Annotated in this window: 13 protein-coding genes; 5 read left to right on the top strand and 8 right to left on the bottom strand. The window is 71.3% G+C overall.

The window, feature by feature from the left end; all coding sequences use genetic code 11:
* Positions 1-22 precede the first annotated feature (22 nt).
* A complete protein-coding gene (locus ACGFRG_RS18625; protein ID WP_393265106.1) occupies positions 23-976 on the bottom strand; it encodes a helix-turn-helix transcriptional regulator in 954 nt (317 codons plus the stop codon).
* Positions 977-1,039: 63 nt separating this feature from the next.
* On the opposite strand from ACGFRG_RS18625, the gene ACGFRG_RS18620 reads away from it, so the two are divergent.
* From ACGFRG_RS18620 to ACGFRG_RS18605, 4 genes are all read left to right on the top strand, one after another.
* A complete protein-coding gene (locus tag ACGFRG_RS18620; protein WP_361421867.1) occupies positions 1,040-1,519 on the top strand; it encodes a hypothetical protein in 480 nt (159 codons plus the stop codon).
* A 137-nt stretch (positions 1,520-1,656) separates the two neighbouring features.
* The gene (locus ACGFRG_RS18615; protein WP_361421864.1) at positions 1,657-2,445 is read left to right on the top strand and encodes an HAD family acid phosphatase; all 789 of its coding nucleotides are present in this window, start codon (positions 1,657-1,659) and stop codon (positions 2,443-2,445) included.
* 221 nt (positions 2,446-2,666) lie between these two features.
* The gene (locus tag ACGFRG_RS18610) at positions 2,667-3,449 is read left to right on the top strand and encodes a VOC family protein (RefSeq protein ID WP_361421861.1); all 783 of its coding nucleotides are present in this window, start codon (positions 2,667-2,669) and stop codon (positions 3,447-3,449) included.
* A 185-nt stretch (positions 3,450-3,634) separates the two neighbouring features.
* Entirely contained in the window at positions 3,635-4,390 is a 756-nt protein-coding gene (locus ACGFRG_RS18605; protein ID WP_361421858.1) for a dienelactone hydrolase family protein, read from the top strand.
* Between the two features lie 67 nt (positions 4,391-4,457).
* On the opposite strand, the gene ACGFRG_RS18600 is transcribed toward ACGFRG_RS18605, so the two are convergent.
* The 7 genes from ACGFRG_RS18600 to ACGFRG_RS18570 all read right to left on the bottom strand — a co-directional run bounded on the left by ACGFRG_RS18600 (position 4,458) and on the right by ACGFRG_RS18570 (position 14,407).
* A complete protein-coding gene (locus ACGFRG_RS18600) occupies positions 4,458-5,864 on the bottom strand; it encodes an FtsW/RodA/SpoVE family cell cycle protein (protein WP_361421855.1) in 1,407 nt (468 codons plus the stop codon).
* Between the two features lie 148 nt (positions 5,865-6,012).
* Positions 6,013-7,368, bottom strand: a complete 1,356-nt coding sequence (locus tag ACGFRG_RS18595; RefSeq protein WP_393265101.1) for a M1 family metallopeptidase — start codon at positions 7,366-7,368, stop codon at positions 6,013-6,015.
* Positions 7,369-7,525: 157 nt separating this feature from the next.
* Complete coding sequence (locus tag ACGFRG_RS18590) at positions 7,526-11,449, bottom strand: Pls/PosA family non-ribosomal peptide synthetase (RefSeq protein ID WP_393265098.1); 3,924 nt, start codon at positions 11,447-11,449, stop codon at positions 7,526-7,528.
* Positions 11,450-11,864: 415 nt separating this feature from the next.
* The gene (locus tag ACGFRG_RS18585; RefSeq protein ID WP_361421849.1) at positions 11,865-12,440 is read right to left on the bottom strand and encodes a TerD family protein; all 576 of its coding nucleotides are present in this window, start codon (positions 12,438-12,440) and stop codon (positions 11,865-11,867) included.
* Positions 12,441-12,522: 82 nt separating this feature from the next.
* The gene (locus ACGFRG_RS18580; protein WP_393265094.1) at positions 12,523-13,197 is read right to left on the bottom strand and encodes a hypothetical protein; all 675 of its coding nucleotides are present in this window, start codon (positions 13,195-13,197) and stop codon (positions 12,523-12,525) included.
* A gap of 141 nt (positions 13,198-13,338) precedes the next feature.
* Positions 13,339-14,001 (bottom strand): transglycosylase SLT domain-containing protein, encoded by a 663-nt coding sequence (locus tag ACGFRG_RS18575; RefSeq protein ID WP_393265091.1) that lies wholly within the window; start codon positions 13,999-14,001, stop codon positions 13,339-13,341.
* Positions 14,002-14,056: 55 nt separating this feature from the next.
* Complete coding sequence (locus tag ACGFRG_RS18570) at positions 14,057-14,407, bottom strand: metalloregulator ArsR/SmtB family transcription factor (RefSeq protein ID WP_361421840.1); 351 nt, start codon at positions 14,405-14,407, stop codon at positions 14,057-14,059.
* Positions 14,408-14,758: 351 nt separating this feature from the next.
* Here ACGFRG_RS18570 and ACGFRG_RS18565 point away from each other — a divergent pair, with 351 nt between their 5' ends.
* Complete coding sequence (locus ACGFRG_RS18565; RefSeq protein ID WP_393265088.1) at positions 14,759-15,217, top strand: hypothetical protein; 459 nt, start codon at positions 14,759-14,761, stop codon at positions 15,215-15,217.
* Positions 15,218-15,230 lie beyond the last annotated feature (13 nt).

Raw genomic sequence — 15,230 nt, 5'->3', positions numbered from 1 at the left:
CACAACACCCCGGCGCCCGGCGTCAGTCGGCGTGCAGGGCGGCGATCGCGCGGGCCGTCGCGGCCATCCGCTCCCGCAGCTCCGCCGGTTCGACGACCTCGATCTCCGGTCCCAGGGCCAGGAATTCCCGGCAGGCGTGATCCATGGACTCGATCGGCAGGACCGCGCGGGTCCAGCCGTCGGGTTGCGGCTCACCGCAGGCGCGCAGCGCCCGCGCCGCCGCGCCCGTCAGGCGGGCGGCGCCGAGGGGCGACACCCGTACGACGGCGTCGGCGGTGTGCAGCCAGGAGTGGAACTGTTCCTGATACGCCTGCCAGAACCCGGCCAGGTCGAAGTCCCCGGGAACGGTGAACTCCTCTTCCAGGAGCCGCAGTTCGAGGATCTGGTCCACCCGGTACGCACGTGGGCCGGGCGCCGCGACGACGTACCAGCGACCGGCCTTGAGCACCAGGCCGTACGGTTCGAGGCGCCGGTCCACCTCCGTGGGCTCCTTCCAGCGCCGGTAGCGCAGCCGCAGCACACGGCCGTTCCATACCGCCTGGGCGACCTCGGGCAGGAACGGGACCGGGTCGGCGTCCGCGTACCAGCCGGGTGCGTCGAGGTGGAAGCGCGCCTGGATGCGGCCGGCCTGGTCGCGCAGCGCGGGCGGCAGCGCCGCACGCACCTTCAGCTGGGCCGCCGCCAGCACCGAACCGAGCCCGAGCTCGGCGGCGGGACCCGGGGCGCCGGAGAGGAACAGCGCCTCGGCCTCCTCCTGGCTGAGCCCGGTGAGGCGGGTGCGGTAGCCGTCGAGCAGTTGGTAGCCGCCCCGGTGGCCGGCGTCCGCGTACAGCGGGATCCCGGCCGCGTGCAGCGCGTCCATGTCCCGGTAGACGGTCCGCACCGAGACCTCCAGGGCCTCGGCCAGCTCGGCGGCGGTCATCCGGCCCCGGGTCTGGAGCAGCAGCAGGGTGGAGAGGAGTCGGCCGGCGCGCATGCCGGGAATTGTGCCGCACTTCACTGACAGTGGGTGTCAGTGAAGTGCTTCTAGCGTGCGGACATGGCTTTCGAAGAGAAGTTCCTGACGACCCCGCCGCCGATCGAGGTGGGCGGGCGGCACTTCAAGCGCTACCACGTCACCGCCGATCCGACGGGTATCGACCCCGCGGTCGAGAAGGCGGCCTACGCGGTGCTGCCGCGGCTGCTGCCCGGGCCGGACGGCACACCACCGGCCGGATTCCTGGTGCTGCACCGGGGCGGCGACACCGGCGCCTACCTCAATGTGTACAGCTGGGTGTGGGACAACGTGCTGCACTTTTGTGGTGCGGCGGCGGGCCAGCCCGCCCTCGACTGCCCGGACCTGAACCCGACGCACTTCGCCGTGCAGAGCCGGCCGTGGATCGGCTGTGTCTGGGAGCTGCCGCCGCTCACGCACGAGCGCGACGCCTGGGTCCGGCACATGCTCGCGCCGCACGCGCCGGATCTGGACGCCTACCTCGCCGACTCACTGGCCGAGGGCACCACGGGTCGACACGCGTGAACGGCTTCGACTTCTTCATCGGCGAGTGGGGCGTGGCCCACCGCCGCCTGGTGGACTTCCCAGGTCGGCCGCACATGGTAAAGAGTTGATCAAACCCCCTGGCGGGGCGATGTGTGATGCGCGTAGATATGAGGCCCATGCGCACCCTCACCAAAACCGCAGCCACGGCTGCCGCCCTCGCCGTGACCGGCGCCGCTCTGTACGGCGCCGGCGCGGCCTCCGCCGGCGACAGCACGCCGAAGAGCGACAAGGAGATCCCGAACATCACCAAGGTCGAGGAGAAGATCGACGCCTACTACGGGGGCGCCGCCGACTCCACCGGGGCCTACCAGGCCTCGCCGACCAGCAACTACGCCAAGCAGGTCGCCGCGATCGAGGCCCGCGCCAAGCGCCAGATAGCCCACGCCGCCGCGCACCCCGGGCGCGACGGCCGCAAGCCCGCCATCGTGCTCGACGTCGACGACACGACGCTGCTCACGTACGACTACGAGAAGAAGAACGGCTTCGCGTACAACGCCGCCGCGTTCAACGCGTATGTCCAGAGCGCCCGTTCCATCGCGGTGTTCGGCATGCCCGACCTGGTCGACTACGCGGCCAAGAAGGGTGTGACGGTCTTCTTCCTCACCGGCCGCGACGTCTCCCAGCGCGACGCGAGCGCCGCCAACCTCACCAGGGCGGGCTACGCGGTTCCGGTCGACACCGCGCACTTCTTCCTGAAGGACAAGACCAACCCGCCGGCGTACCTGAGCTGCGGCAAGCCCAAGTGGACCTGTTCGACGGTCGACTACAAGTCGGGCACCCGCAAGCACATCGAGGACATGGGCTACAACATCGTCGCCAACCTCGGCGACCAGTACACCGACCTCGCGGGCGGGTACGCCGACAAGACGTACAAGATCCCGAACCCGATGTACTTCCTGCCCTAGTTCCGCGCTGTTCCTGCTCTGATCCGGCCGAGGCCGGGGCGCGCGCCGTCGTCGTGCGTCCCGGCCTCGGCCGTGCGGTATCTCCTGCCGCGTCCCACTGCCGCCGCCCCTGCCACCGTCCGGGTGAAACCCCGCCCCGCCCAGCCCGGTAATCATCCCGGCGGGCCGTGCGGTCGGCATCGTGGCAGGCGTCGTCGTACCGGAACCGCAGGAGGACACGCATGCTCGGCACCGATTTCCGCACCGGCTCACCCAACTGGATCGACCTCGGCAGCCCCGACACGACCCGAGCCGCCGCGTTCTACGGCGCGGTCTTCGGGTGGGACCTCGTATCCGCCGGGCCCGAGTCCGGCGGATACGGGTTCTTCCAGCTGGGCGGCAAGACCGTGGGCGCGCTCGGGAAGCTGTCCGAGGACGGCGCCAAGTCGGCCTGGACGACGTACTTCCAGAGCGACGACATCCAGGCCACCGCGCGCGACGTGGTCGCCGCGGGCGGTGCCGTGCGGGCCGAGCCCATGGACGTCATGGGCGAGGGGTGGCTGGCCCAGTTCACCGACCCGCAGGGCGCGCAGTTCGCCGTCTGGCAGCCCGGGAAGACCAAGGGCCTGGAGAAGGCGTCCGAGGACAACACCCTGGTGTGGACGGAACTGCACGTCCCGGACCCGGTGCGCGCCATCGCCTTCTACAACGGCCTGTTCGGCTGGCGTTCCGAGGAGATGCAGGCACCGGGGATGGTCTACCGCGTGCTCAGCGTCAAGGACGGCGAGCAGCGGGAGGCCTCCTTCGGCGGTGTGGCCGCGCTCCAGGAGGGGCAGCGGGATCCGGGCTGGGTGCCGTACTTCGCCGTCGCCGACGCCGACGTCATCGTGACCAAGGTGCAGGAGAACGCCGGATCGGTGCTCATGCCGGCCTCCGACGTGCCCGACGTCGGCCGCATCGCCTGGCTGGCCGACCCGTACGGCGCGGTGTTCGCCGTCCTCAAGCCGAACCCGCGACAAGGCTGAGCCCGCGGCGCGAACCTGTCGCCGAAAACCGTGGACCGGCAGGGTGACCTGCCGGTCCACGGTTTTTCGCCACCCGCGTGCGACGGACCGTCGAGAACGTGACAAAGGTCAACTGCGATGTCTCGGTGCCATCTTGGTCGCCTATCCTGCGGTGAGGATTCGTCAGGATTGAAGGAGTATTCACGATGGCCACCGTGCTCGGAACCGATCTGGACATCCCCACCCCGGACGGCATAGCCGACGCCTATCTCACCCACCCCGACGACGGCGCCCCGCACCCGGCGGTGCTGCTCTACATGGACGCGTTCGGGCTGCGCCCCCACCTCAAGAAGATGGCGGACCGCATCGCGGCGGCCGGATACACCGTCCTGGTGCCCAACCTCTTCTACCGCGGCGGCCGCGCGCCGCTGGTCGAGCTGCCCGAGTTCATCGACCCCGCGCAGCGCCCCAACCTCTTCGACGAGATCACCCCGCACATCTTCGCCCTCACCGCCGAAGCGGCCATGCGGGACGCCGACGCCTACCTCTCGTGGCTCGCCGCGTCGCCCCTGACCACCGGCGGACCGGCGGGCCTCACCGGCTACTGCATGGGTGCCGGGCTGGCCCTGCGCACCGCGGGCACCTACCCCGCGCGCGTCGCGGCCGCCGCCGGTTTCCACGGCGGACGGCTGGCCAACGATGCCCCCGACAGCCCCCACCTGCTGGCCGGGAACATCACCGCGGAGCTCTACTTCGGGCACGCGGACCAGGACGGGGGCAACCCGCCGGAGCAGATCGAGGAGCTGGAGAAGGCCCTCTCGGCGGCGGGTGTCCGCCACAGCGGCGGGATCTACCCGGGCGCGCATCACGGGTTCACCCAGGCCGACACCGCCGCGTACAACGCCGAGGCGGACGAGCGCCACTGGCAGGAGCTGCTGGCGCTGTTCGCCCGCGCTCTCTGACGGAACTTCAGGGGCGGAGCCCCGGGCGGGACTCGCACTGCCGAGGTCCCGCCCGGAGCTCCGCGCCTCATCTCGCCGGCTGAGCCACCGGTGTGAGGATCGTGGCGTTGCCCTCCGGCTGGGTCGAAGCGCGTCCCGCGCTGTCGCTGACCTTGAGCAGCAGCGCCACCAGCAGCCAGTTGGCGACGGACGACGATCCGCCCTGGGCCAGGAACGGCAGGGCCTTGCCGGTCAGCGGGATCAGGCCGGTGACACCGCCCGCGACCACGAACACCTGGAGCGCGATGGTGGCGGCGAGCCCCAGGGCCAGGAGCTTGCCGAACGGGTCGGTGGTCGCCAGGGCGGTGCGCAGTCCGCGCTCGATGAGCAGGACGTACAGCATGAGGATGAGGATCACTCCGGCCGAGCCGAGCTCCTCGCCGATGGTGGTGAGGATGAAGTCGCTGCGCCCGGCGAACCCGATCAGCCAGGGCTCGCCCCGGCCGAGTCCGGTTCCGGTGAGTCCGCCGTGGCCGAAGCTGAACATCGCCTGCGCGGCCTGGTCGGAGACGAGGCCCGCCGGGCGCCGGTCGGCCGGGAGATAGATGTCGAAGGGGTGCAGCCAGGCCACCACGCGGCCGTGGACGTGCGGTTCCAGCGACCCGACCACCACCGCGCCCACCGCGGCCATCACCACACCGAAGATCACCCAGCTGGTGCGCTCGGTGGCCGCGTAGAGCATGAGGACGAACACGCCGAAGAAGATCAGCGAAGTGCCCAGGTCGCGCTCGAAGACCAGGACCAGCAGGCTGAGCACCCACACGGCGATGACCGGCCCGGCGTTGCGGCCCCGGGGCAGGCTGACGCCCGCGACCCGGCGCCCGGCCAGGGCCAGCGCGTCCCGGTTGACGGTGAGGTATCCCGCGAAGAACACCACGATGCTGATCTTCACGAACTCACCGGGCTGGAACGACACCGGCCCCAGGAAGATCCAGCGCTTGGCGCCGTAGGTGTCCCCGGGGAAGAACGCCGGTGCCATCAGGAGCAGCAGCGCCGTCGCCATCACCACATACGTATAGCGCTGGAGCACCCGGTGGTGGTTCAGGGCGACGACGACCGCGATCAGCACACCGACACCGACGGCCGTCCACATGACCTGTCCGGGGGCGGCGGAGGTGGCGTGGTAGTGGGTCTTGTACGAGTCGTCGAGCCGGTCGATCACCACCAGGCCGAGACCGCTGAGCATCACGGTGACCGGCAGGATCAGCGGGTCCGCGTAGCGGGCGAAGCGCCGTACCGCGAGGTGCGCGGTGAGCGCGAGCGCGCCCAGACCCAGGCTGTAGCCCCAGAACCCGGAGGGCAGCGAGTCGTGCATGGCCAGGCCCACCGAGGCGTGGCCGAACATCGCGATGAGGACGGCGAGGACGACCAGCACCAGTTCGGTGTTGCGACGGCGGGCCGTCCAACCGCGTACGCCCGCGCCGCTGTTCGGCATGTTCACTCGTCCCCCGGCCCGGTGTGGTCAGCACCCGTTCGCGGAGTGGTCCGTCCGCGAAGCGAGCGACTTGCATAGTTGCGCAATATAGCAAGGATGTGGAAGTGGTGTGTTCCGCCTGCGCGGGCGTGCGGCGGTGTGCGCCGGGTCACACGGCGCTCGGCAGCGGCGGCAGCTTCTTCTCGTACAGCCACGGGTGGAAGAAGTCGCCGAGGCCACGGCCCGCGTGCCGTTCGGCGAGGGCGATGAACTCGCCGGTCCCGGCGTTGCGATGGCGGTACTCGGCCGCCCACGCCCGCAGCGTGGCGAAGAACCGCTCGTCGCCGATCGTGGTGCGCAGCGCGTGCAGGGTGCAGGCGCCCCGCGAGTACACCCGCTCGTCGAAGAGCTTGGCCGGGCCCGGGTCGCCGATCCGGACCCGCTGGCTGTCGTCGGCGAGGTCGGCCCAGTTCACCGCCGCGCACTCGTCGGCGTCGGCGCCGCCGCTGTGCTCCGACCACAGCCACTCGCAGTAGGTGGCGAAGCCCTCGTTGAGCCAGATGTGCCGCCACTCGGAGAGTCCGACGCTGTTGCCGAACCAGTGGTGGGCCAGCTCATGGGCGACCAGGTGTTCGCTGCCGCGCCTGCCGTCCAGGTGGTTGGCGCCGAACAGGGAGAACGTCTGGTTCTCCACCGGCTGGTCCAGCTCGGCCTCCACCACGACCGACCCGTACACCTCGAAGGGATACGGTCCGAAGTGGCTCTCGAAGAGCCGCATCATCTGGGGCTGGCGTCCGAAGTCGTGCGCGAAGGCGGCCGCCATCCGGGGAGGGTAGGCGTTGCGGATCGGCACCGGGCCGCCGTGCTGGTCGCTGAAGGCGAACCGGCCGATGTTGAGCGTCGCCAGATAGCTGGCCATCGGGCGGCGGTGCTCATACGTCCACGTCGTGTGCCGCGCCTTCGCCGGGGCACGCTCGCTCAGCGTCCCGTTCGCGACCACCTGATGCCCGTCGGGGACGGTCACCGCCATGCGGTACGCGGCCTTGCTGCCCGGGCGGTCGTTGCAGGGGAACCAGGACGAGGCGCCCAGCGGCTGGCTGGCCACCAGCACCCCGGAGGGCGACCCGGGGGTGTAGTCCCAGCCGATGTCGCCGTACGGGGTGCGCAGCGGCCGGGGTCGGCCCGAGTAGCGCACCTCGGCGGTGAACGACCGCCCGGGCCGCAGCCCGCCCGGCACGTCGATCCACAGCTTGCCCCGGCGGTGGCGGAACCGGGCGTCCACACCGTCCAGGCTCACCGCGCTCACCCCGAGCGCGGCCGACAGATCGAGGCCGATGTGCTCGACGGCCGCCTCGGCCGTGGCGGTCACCCGCGCGAGACCGGTCAGGGTGCGCGTCGAGGGCAGGTAGGCCAGTCGCAGGTCGTACGCGGTGGGGTGGAACGCGGGGTCGCCGTGGCGGGGGAAATAGTGACCGGCCGCCGCGGCGCGGCGCTCTTCCGCCCGGGTCACTCCGTCGGCGTCCATCCGGCTCCCACCCGTCGAGGCACAGTAGACAGGGAGCGACAGCGCGCCGGTGACGAAGGCACGACGAGTCCAGCCACACACGGTTGCGTCTCCTTGAGGAGTTCCAGGGGTTCGAGGGGCCCGCCCGCGACGCGCGGGCGGGCCCCCTGGCAGGGCGTCACACCGAGGCCGTCGCCGGTTCGCTGCTGCGCGGCGCCCACGCGGACACCGGGTTGCCCAGCCAGCGGGTGTCGGCCGGGACCTGCTCGCCGCGCATCACCAGCGACGAAGGGCCGACCACCGAGGCGGCGCCGATCGACGAACCGGGCAGCACGATCGAGTGCGGGCCGAGCGTGGCGCCCCGGCCGAGGCGGACCTCGTCGATGCGCATCAGCCGGTCGTGGAACAGATGGGTCTGCAGCACACAGCCCCGGTTGACGCTCGCACCGTCGTCGAGCCGCACCAGGTCCGTCTCGGGCAGCCAGTGGCTCTCGCACCACACACCGCGCCCGATGCGCGCGCCCAGCGTCCGCATCCAGGTGTTCAGGAAGGGGGTCCCGATCAGGGAGCTGCCCAGCCAGGGCATGGCCAGCTCCTCGACGAAGGTGTCGAACAGCTCGTTGCGCCACACGAAGGAGCTCCACAGCGGGTGTTCGCCTTGGCGGAACCGGCCCACCAGGAGCCACTTCGCCAGCGTCGTGGTCAGACACGCCACCACACCGGTCACCAGCATCAGCGCACCGGCCAGCGCCGACGCCAGCGCCCAGCCGTCGAGGTCGACGACCTCCTGAAGGACGACGAACGACACATCGGCGAGTATCGCGCTGCACAGCAGCGGTATGACACGGCACAGTTCGACCGCCGCGCGAGCCAGCACCAGCCGCCGGGGCGGCTCGAAGGTACGGCTCACATCGCCGGTGTCCGCGCTGCGCGCCACGGTGAAGCCGGGCCTGCCGAGCCAGGACGAGCCGGGTTCGGCGTGTGCGGGCGCGTCGGACAGGACGCCGACGAGCGCGCCGTCGGGCAGTGCGCGGCCCGGTCCGACGATGCCGGAGTTGCCGACGAACGCCCGCCGTCCCACGCTCGCCTCGCCGAGCCGCAGCCAGCCGCCGCGCGTCTCGTACGGCGCGATCAGGGTGTCGTCCGCGAGGAAGGCGCCCTCCTCGACCGTCATCAGGCTCGGCAGCGTGAGCACGGTGGACAGCTCGGCCCTGCGCCCCACCCGCGCGCCGAGCAGGCGCAGCCATACGGGGGTGAACAGGCTGGCGTAGAACGGGAAGAGGGAGCCCCGGGCCTGGTCCATCAGGCGTGCGGTGACCCAGGCGCACCAGGCCGCCTTGCCGTGCGCCGGATGGAAACCGGGCTTGAGCGCCCGTGCGGCCAGCCGGACCGCCACCACCAGCAGGGCGGCGTAGCAGGTCGCGCTGAGCACGGTGACTATCGGCGCGGTCCACAGCAGATCGCCGAGCAGCACGCCGAGCGAGGTGTCGTGTCCGGCGACCTCGTACAGCAGCGCGAGGGCGGGCAGCATCGCAAGGAGCGGCAGCACGTTGAAGCCAAGGAGCGCGGCCGCGTACGCCCAGTGCCAGCGGCGGGGGTGGCGATGGTGCGGGGCGGGCCAGTCGCTGCCCGCCGGGGGTGCGGCCGCGTCACGCCGGGCGGGCACGCCGACCCAGCGCTCGTACGGGGGCACCGTGCCGTCGAGGGATGCTCCGGGCGCGAGCTCGGCGCCGTCGCCCAGGTGTGCGCCGGGGAAGAGCATCGAGCGCGTCGCCACCCGGGCGCCGGCCCCGATCCGTACCTCGCCCAGGCGCAGTACGTCACCGTCCAGCCACCAGCCGGACAGATCGGCCTCCGGCTCGATCGCGCAGCCGTCGCCGAGGTGGGCCAGGCCCGTCACCGGCGGCATGGTGTGCAGCACGATGTCACGGCCGACCTCGCAGCCGAGCGCGCGGGCGTACACCGAGGCCCAAGGGGTGCCGAGCAGCGACGGGACGCCGAAGGTGGCCACCACCCGCTCGGCCGCCCACAGCCGCAGATGGGTGGCGCCGCCCCGGGGGTAGTCGCCCGGGCGCATGCCACGGGTGAGCAGCCGGGCCAGGCCCGCGCCGATACCGAGGCGCGCGGGGGCGCTGTACAGCAGGGCCCAGCCGCCGAGCACGACCCACCAGGAGGTGTGCGGGGCCCAGGGCAGCGGGCCGATCATGTTGTCGAGGGTGGCGAGCGCCAGCACCCAGCGCAGCCCGGTCACGGTGAACAGCACGGCCAGGACGAGGCTCTGGACCACTCCGACGTGCCGCGGCGTCGGCCGCACCTCACGGCGGGCAGCGCCGCGCCCGCCGAACGAGTCGAGCCGTTCGGCGAGCGCGAGCAGACCCGAGCAGTGATAGACGTCCGCGACGGAGACCGCCGGGTAGCGCTCGCGCAGGGCGGTGACGAGTTTCGCCGCGCCGAGGCTGGTGCCGCCGAGCACGAAGAAGTCCGCGTCCGCCCCGACCGGCATGCCGAGCAGGTCCTCCCAGAGCGTCGCGAGCCAGGCCGCGGTGCCTTCGAGGGGTGGCCCGCCCGCGCTGTCGTCCACGGTTCTCGCGGACTGGGGCAGCGGCCAGGGCAGGGCGTTGCGGTCGACCTTGCCGGAGGTACGGGTGGGCAGGTCGTCGACGAGCGCGAGGACGGGTACCAGGGCCTGCGGCAGCCGGCCCAGCAGCTGACGCCGGGCGGCGCCGGTGTCCAGACCGCCATTGACTGACGGTTCATCAGGTACGAGATAGCCGACCAGGATCTGGGCGCCACTGCCCGTCGTACGCACCGCCGCGGCGGCCGCCCGGACCCCCGGCAGCGACTGCAACGCGGCGTCGATCTCGCCGAGTTCGATCCGGCGCCCGGCGATCTTCACCTGTTCGTCGGCGCGGCCGAGGTAGATCAGCCCCTCGGGTTCCGCGCGCACCAGGTCGCCGCTTCGGTAGGCGCGGCGGCCCCCGAGAGCGGGGTGGGGCGCGAACTTCTCGGCGTCCTTGGCCGCGTCGAGGTAGCGGGCGGTGCCGACACCTCCGATGACCAGTTCACCGGTCGCGCCCCAGGGCACGGGGTGCCCCTGGGCGTCGACGACCGCGAGCTGCCAGCCGTCGAGCGGCGTGCCGATCCGTACCGGCTCACCGGGCACGCACCGGGCGGCGCAGGCGACGACGGTGGCCTCGGTCGGACCGTAGGTGTTCCACATCTCGCGCCCCGCGCCGAGCCGGTCCACCAGCTCGGCGGGGCAGGCCTCGCCGCCGACGATCAGCAGCCGCACCCGGTCGAGGGCGGCGGGCGGCCAGAGCGCGACGAGCGTGGGCACGGTCGACACCACGGTGATCCCGCGCTCGACCAGCCACGGCCCGAGGTCGACACCCGCACGCACCAGCGAGCGCGGCGCCGGGACCAGGCAGGCGCCGTGCCGCCAGGCGAGCCACATCTCCTCGCAGGAGGCGTCGAACGCCACGGAGAGCCCGGCCAGCACGCGGTCGCCGGGGCCCAGCGGGGCGTTCTGGAGGAACAGCCGGGCCTCGGCGTCGACGAAGGCGGCGGCGGAACGGTGACTGACGGCGACACCCTTGGGCACCCCGGTGGTCCCGGAGGTGAAGATGATCCACGCGTCGTCGTCGAGCGACGGCCTGCCGCGTACCGCCCGCGGAGCCGACTCGGGGCGGGCGAACAGCGAGCGTCCGGCACCGACGACGGCGCACACCGCCGCCTCGGACCAGATCATCTCGGCGCGCGCGGCGCCCTCGTCGGCGTCGACCGGCACATAGGCCGCGCCGGCGTGGAGCACCGCGAGGATGGCCACATACAGGTCGGCGGTGCCGGAGGGCACCCATATGCCGACCCGGTCCCCCACCCCGACACCCTGCGCTCTCAACTTGGCCGCCAGCTCGTCGACTTCGGCCATCAGGGTGCGGTAGTCCAGCACTCTGGTCCCGGCTTCCAGGGCGGGCGCCGTGGGGTAGGTCCGGGCGGTCGTCTCCAGGACATCGAGGAGGGTACGGGCGGCGGGCGGCGGAACGGGCTGCCAGAGTGCCCCGGTGGCGGGGCGAGCTGTCAACAGCTCCTGCGGATGTGTCATCCGTCGCACCGAGGTGGGGTATGGCGGTTGCGGGTTCAAGGGAAGGTTCCTTTGGAAAGGTGCTCCGCGTGTGCGGACGCGGGCTGAACGTATTGAGAGATGCGCGATGGGCCGTCTTGGTTCGTATCTCAACGACAAACAGCGCACCAAGAGTCGGCCGACTCTTCGCCAAATCCGTTCGAATCAAAGGGAACCAGGGGTCAAATTCTGTGTTCAGTCTGTGACAGGGCGCCGGGCCCTTATCGGGCCTTTATCGACGGGAGCAACCCTACGGCGATCCGGCCCGCCAACACAAAAGAACCGCCGTAGCCGACAAATGGCAGGGCATGCCGGTCACCGGTATGAACCCGAGGTTCATACCGGTGTTTTCGAATGCCCGGAACGCCTTTCGGGCTCAGGCGTCGGGCGGCAGCTGTCAGACGTTGACGCCGTAGTCGGACGCGATCCCGGCGAGGCCCGAGGCGTACCCCTGGCCGACGGCGCGGAACTTCCACTCGCCGCCGTGGCGGTAGAGCTCGCCGAAGACCATCGCGGTCTCGGTCGAGGCGTCCTCGCTCAGGTCGTAGCGGGCGAGCTCCGCGTTGCCGGACTGGTTCACGACGCGGATGTACGCGTTGCGGACCTGGCCGAAGCTCTGGCCCCGGGCGTGCGCGTCGTGGATGGAGACCGGGAAGACGATCTTCGCGACGTCGGCGGGGACGCGGGACAGGTCGACGTTGATGGACTCGTCGTCCCCCTCACCCTCACCGGTGAGGTTGTCGCCGGTGTGCTGGACGGAGCCGTCCGGGCTGGTCAGGTTGTTGTAGAAGACGAAGTGCTGGTCGGAGACGACCTTGCCCGCCTCCGTGCACAGCAGCGCGCTGGCGTCGAGGTCGTGGTCGGCGCCGGTGGTGGTCCGTACGTCCCAGCCGAGGGCGACCGTCACGGCGCTCAGACCGGGCGCCTCCTTGCTCAGCGAAACGTTGCCGCCCTTGGAAAGGGTCACTCCCACGGTCTTCCTCCAGTGCGTCGAGTCCGTCGGGTCCTGCTCCGACAGTCACTATAGTTACACCACTTGCGCAACCACTAAAGTATCAACGGCGCGTCTCGGAGTCCGACGCCGCCCGCCGCTCCTCCTCGATACGACGGCGCAGATACGGGAGCACTCCCCGTTCGAGCAGAGCCCGGCGCCACACGGCCTGTTCACGCCGGGCACGGTCGTACGCGTCCGCCGTCGGTTCGGCCTTGGCCATCGGCGCGTTGCGCGCGGCCGCCATCAGGAGCCGGGCGAGCACGACGCCCGCAGTCGCTCCGGCGAGCAGGGCGAATCCCCACCCCCACGTCTGCAACTCATCGGCGAGCATGGGATGCAGTCCCACGAGTTCCAGACTGTGGCCGATGAGGAGGAAGGCTGCCGCGGCGACGGCGCTCAGCGCGGGCACGAGAACGGCGAGCGCGGACAGCAACTCGTCGCGCACACTGGTGGTCCGCTCGCCGTCGCGCCACGGTGCGCCCGCATCCACCGCTCCACCGTCGGCGTCCGACTCGGCGGCGGCGTTCGCCCGGAGGTAGACACGGTACTCGGCGGCGACCACCGCGGCGATCACCTCACGGTCGCGCAGCGCCTGGGCCCGTAGCCACTCGGGGCGGACGGTCGCGGAGGCGTCGCTCAGCGCCGCACGTATCTCCGGTGAATCGAGAGCCTGTTGCAGGGCGTGGGCGAAGACAACCCTGTCCTGCGCCCGCAGCCCGTCCCCGTCGCGCGCCACTCCCCACCCCCAGGCCCTCCCACGCCCCTGACCGGCAGCGGGCGTTCCCGCCGCACACCATACTTCAAACATTGCGCAACTTTTAAAGTGTTGCCGAGGATATAAGCGGCGCAAGAGGGGATGAAGGGGACATCTCGGACGTCAGCCGCGTACGGCAGCGCCCGACTTCTCCCAATTGTCGTGCAGCCTGTCGAGATACGACTGGGCCTGGCTGCCCGGATGGACACCTCGGGCGAAGGCCAGCATGTTGCCGCCGCCCGCGTTGTACCCCATCGCGAGCAGCTCGTCCTTGGTGCGCGCACCGGGCCAGTGCGCGGGCAGCTGCTTCGCCAGGTCGTGCAGATGCCAGGCCGCCGCCTCGACGGCCAGGGCGCGGTCGTCGGGCAGCTCCTCCCACCGCCGGTCGGCGAAGTCGCGGCCGCGCTTGGTGTCGTCGAAGGCGGCCCGGTGCATATTGGCGATACCGAAGGCGGAGTCGGGCTTGTAGGCCTGCCAGGACCGTTCGAGATCGGGGTCGTGCGGCTTGTAGGACTCGTTGTAGAGGATCGCCATCAGTAGCTGCGCGCTGACGCCCGCCTTCTTCGCATACGTACGCACCTGCGGGGCGTAGTCGGCGGGGTCGTACTCCTTGTGCTTGTCGGCGGAGGCCGTGCGGCTCGCCGAGGAGGTGGGTTCGGCGGAACTCCTCGGACTGGCGCTCTTCGTGTCCGCACCGTCGCCGCCGCGCGACCACGCCCAGAGGGCGAGCGCGAGGATCGGCAGCACCAGCCACCACCCGAGCCCACGCCTGCGCCGCTCAGCCATCACCGACCTCCTCCTGTCCCCTGCCCCTGTACGCCACCGTCGTCACCGCCGCGCCTCAACCGAGGCCGCGCAGTCGGCGTTCGGGAAACTCGACTACGTCGGTGAGCTGACCCACCATCAGGCGGACCATCGAGACCATATGAGGATCGTCGACGAAGTAGATCTGGCGCCGGCCCTCGCGCCGCGCGCGTACGAGGCCCGCGAGCTTCAGCTTGGTCAGGTGCTGGCTCACCGCGGGCAGAGCGCCGCCGACGCGTTCCGCGAGTCCGGTGACATCGCTCTCGCCCTGCGCCAGGGCCCATACGATGTGCAGCCGCGCGGGCGAGGCCAGCAGGCCGAACACGGCGGCCGCCTCCGCCAGCACCTCGGCAGGCGGGTCCTCGACGTTGCCGTTGCGTGCCGTCACGTTCGCTCCCCCGTTCCGCCCGGACCACGTCCCCGGGCCCGGCACGCCCCCAGTCTAGGGGCCGCGCACCGCGCCTTTGAGGCCGCGCGACCGCACATGGACCGCCGGTCGCGCCATACCCAGTATTCGGGATACCGGACGGCTTTCGCGACGGCCTAGCTTGGCAGTGCTCGGCGGCGTTCCCGTCGCCGAGCACAGTCGGGGAATTGATGGGCGCATGACATCGATCACGGCAGCCCCATCGCACCTTTGCGCCACCTATGGATTCCCGTCCGACGCTCCGCTCTCGCCAGAAACAGACAGGCGCAGACAGCACAGACCAGGAACTGACAGGCACAGAAAGGATTCACCATGCGGATTTCCTCGCAGGCCAAGCGCTCGCTGACCGGCGTACTGGGCGTGACGGCCGTGGCCGCCGCCCTGCTGACCGCTCCCGGGATCGCCTCGGCGGACACCACGCCGAAGTCGTCCTCCAGCTCCGCCCCCTCGGGTCACAGCGCCCGGGACAACCACCCCGCCGCCACACTGGTGAGCAACAGAGCCTTCGGCGCGACCTCGTTCACCCAGACCAACTGCTACACCGGGGTGAACGACGGCCAGGTCATCACCTGGTACGGCGCCCCGGTGTCGGCCGGACAGCCGGTGACCGCCTCCGCGTCCGAGGCGGGCGCGGGTCTGCCCTCCCAGGAGTTCGTCGGCGACGCGCACGTCTACTCGGAGAGCGTCACCGTCGTCAACAGCGCGATACTGGTCCGCGTCCACACCGGTTGGGGCGCGCCGCTCGGCATCTGCCTCCACTTCACGGGCTGAGCCGGACGTAGCG

It is taken from the genome of Streptomyces sp. NPDC048696, from assembly GCF_043198895.1.
Taxonomy (GTDB): domain Bacteria; phylum Actinomycetota; class Actinomycetes; order Streptomycetales; family Streptomycetaceae; genus Streptomyces.
This window is presented reverse-complemented; position numbering and strand designations above follow the sequence as displayed.

Coding starts and splice junctions, on each gene's coding strand:
- ACGFRG_RS18605 (WP_361421858.1), top strand. CDS start 3,635: ATGGCCACCGTGCTCGGAACCGATCTGGACATCCCCACCCCGGACGGC.
- ACGFRG_RS18590 (WP_393265098.1), bottom strand. CDS start 11,449: ATGACACATCCGCAGGAGCTGTTGACAGCTCGCCCCGCCACCGGGGCA.
- ACGFRG_RS18575 (WP_393265091.1), bottom strand. CDS start 14,001: ATGGCTGAGCGGCGCAGGCGTGGGCTCGGGTGGTGGCTGGTGCTGCCG.
- ACGFRG_RS18615 (WP_361421864.1), top strand. CDS start 1,657: ATGCGCACCCTCACCAAAACCGCAGCCACGGCTGCCGCCCTCGCCGTG.
- ACGFRG_RS18610 (WP_361421861.1), top strand. CDS start 2,667: ATGCTCGGCACCGATTTCCGCACCGGCTCACCCAACTGGATCGACCTC.
- ACGFRG_RS18595 (WP_393265101.1), bottom strand. CDS start 7,368: ATGGACGCCGACGGAGTGACCCGGGCGGAAGAGCGCCGCGCCGCGGCG.
- ACGFRG_RS18620 (WP_361421867.1), top strand. CDS start 1,040: ATGGCTTTCGAAGAGAAGTTCCTGACGACCCCGCCGCCGATCGAGGTG.
- ACGFRG_RS18565 (WP_393265088.1), top strand. CDS start 14,759: ATGCGGATTTCCTCGCAGGCCAAGCGCTCGCTGACCGGCGTACTGGGC.
- ACGFRG_RS18625 (WP_393265106.1), bottom strand. CDS start 976: ATGCGCGCCGGCCGACTCCTCTCCACCCTGCTGCTGCTCCAGACCCGG.
- ACGFRG_RS18600 (WP_361421855.1), bottom strand. CDS start 5,864: ATGCCGAACAGCGGCGCGGGCGTACGCGGTTGGACGGCCCGCCGTCGC.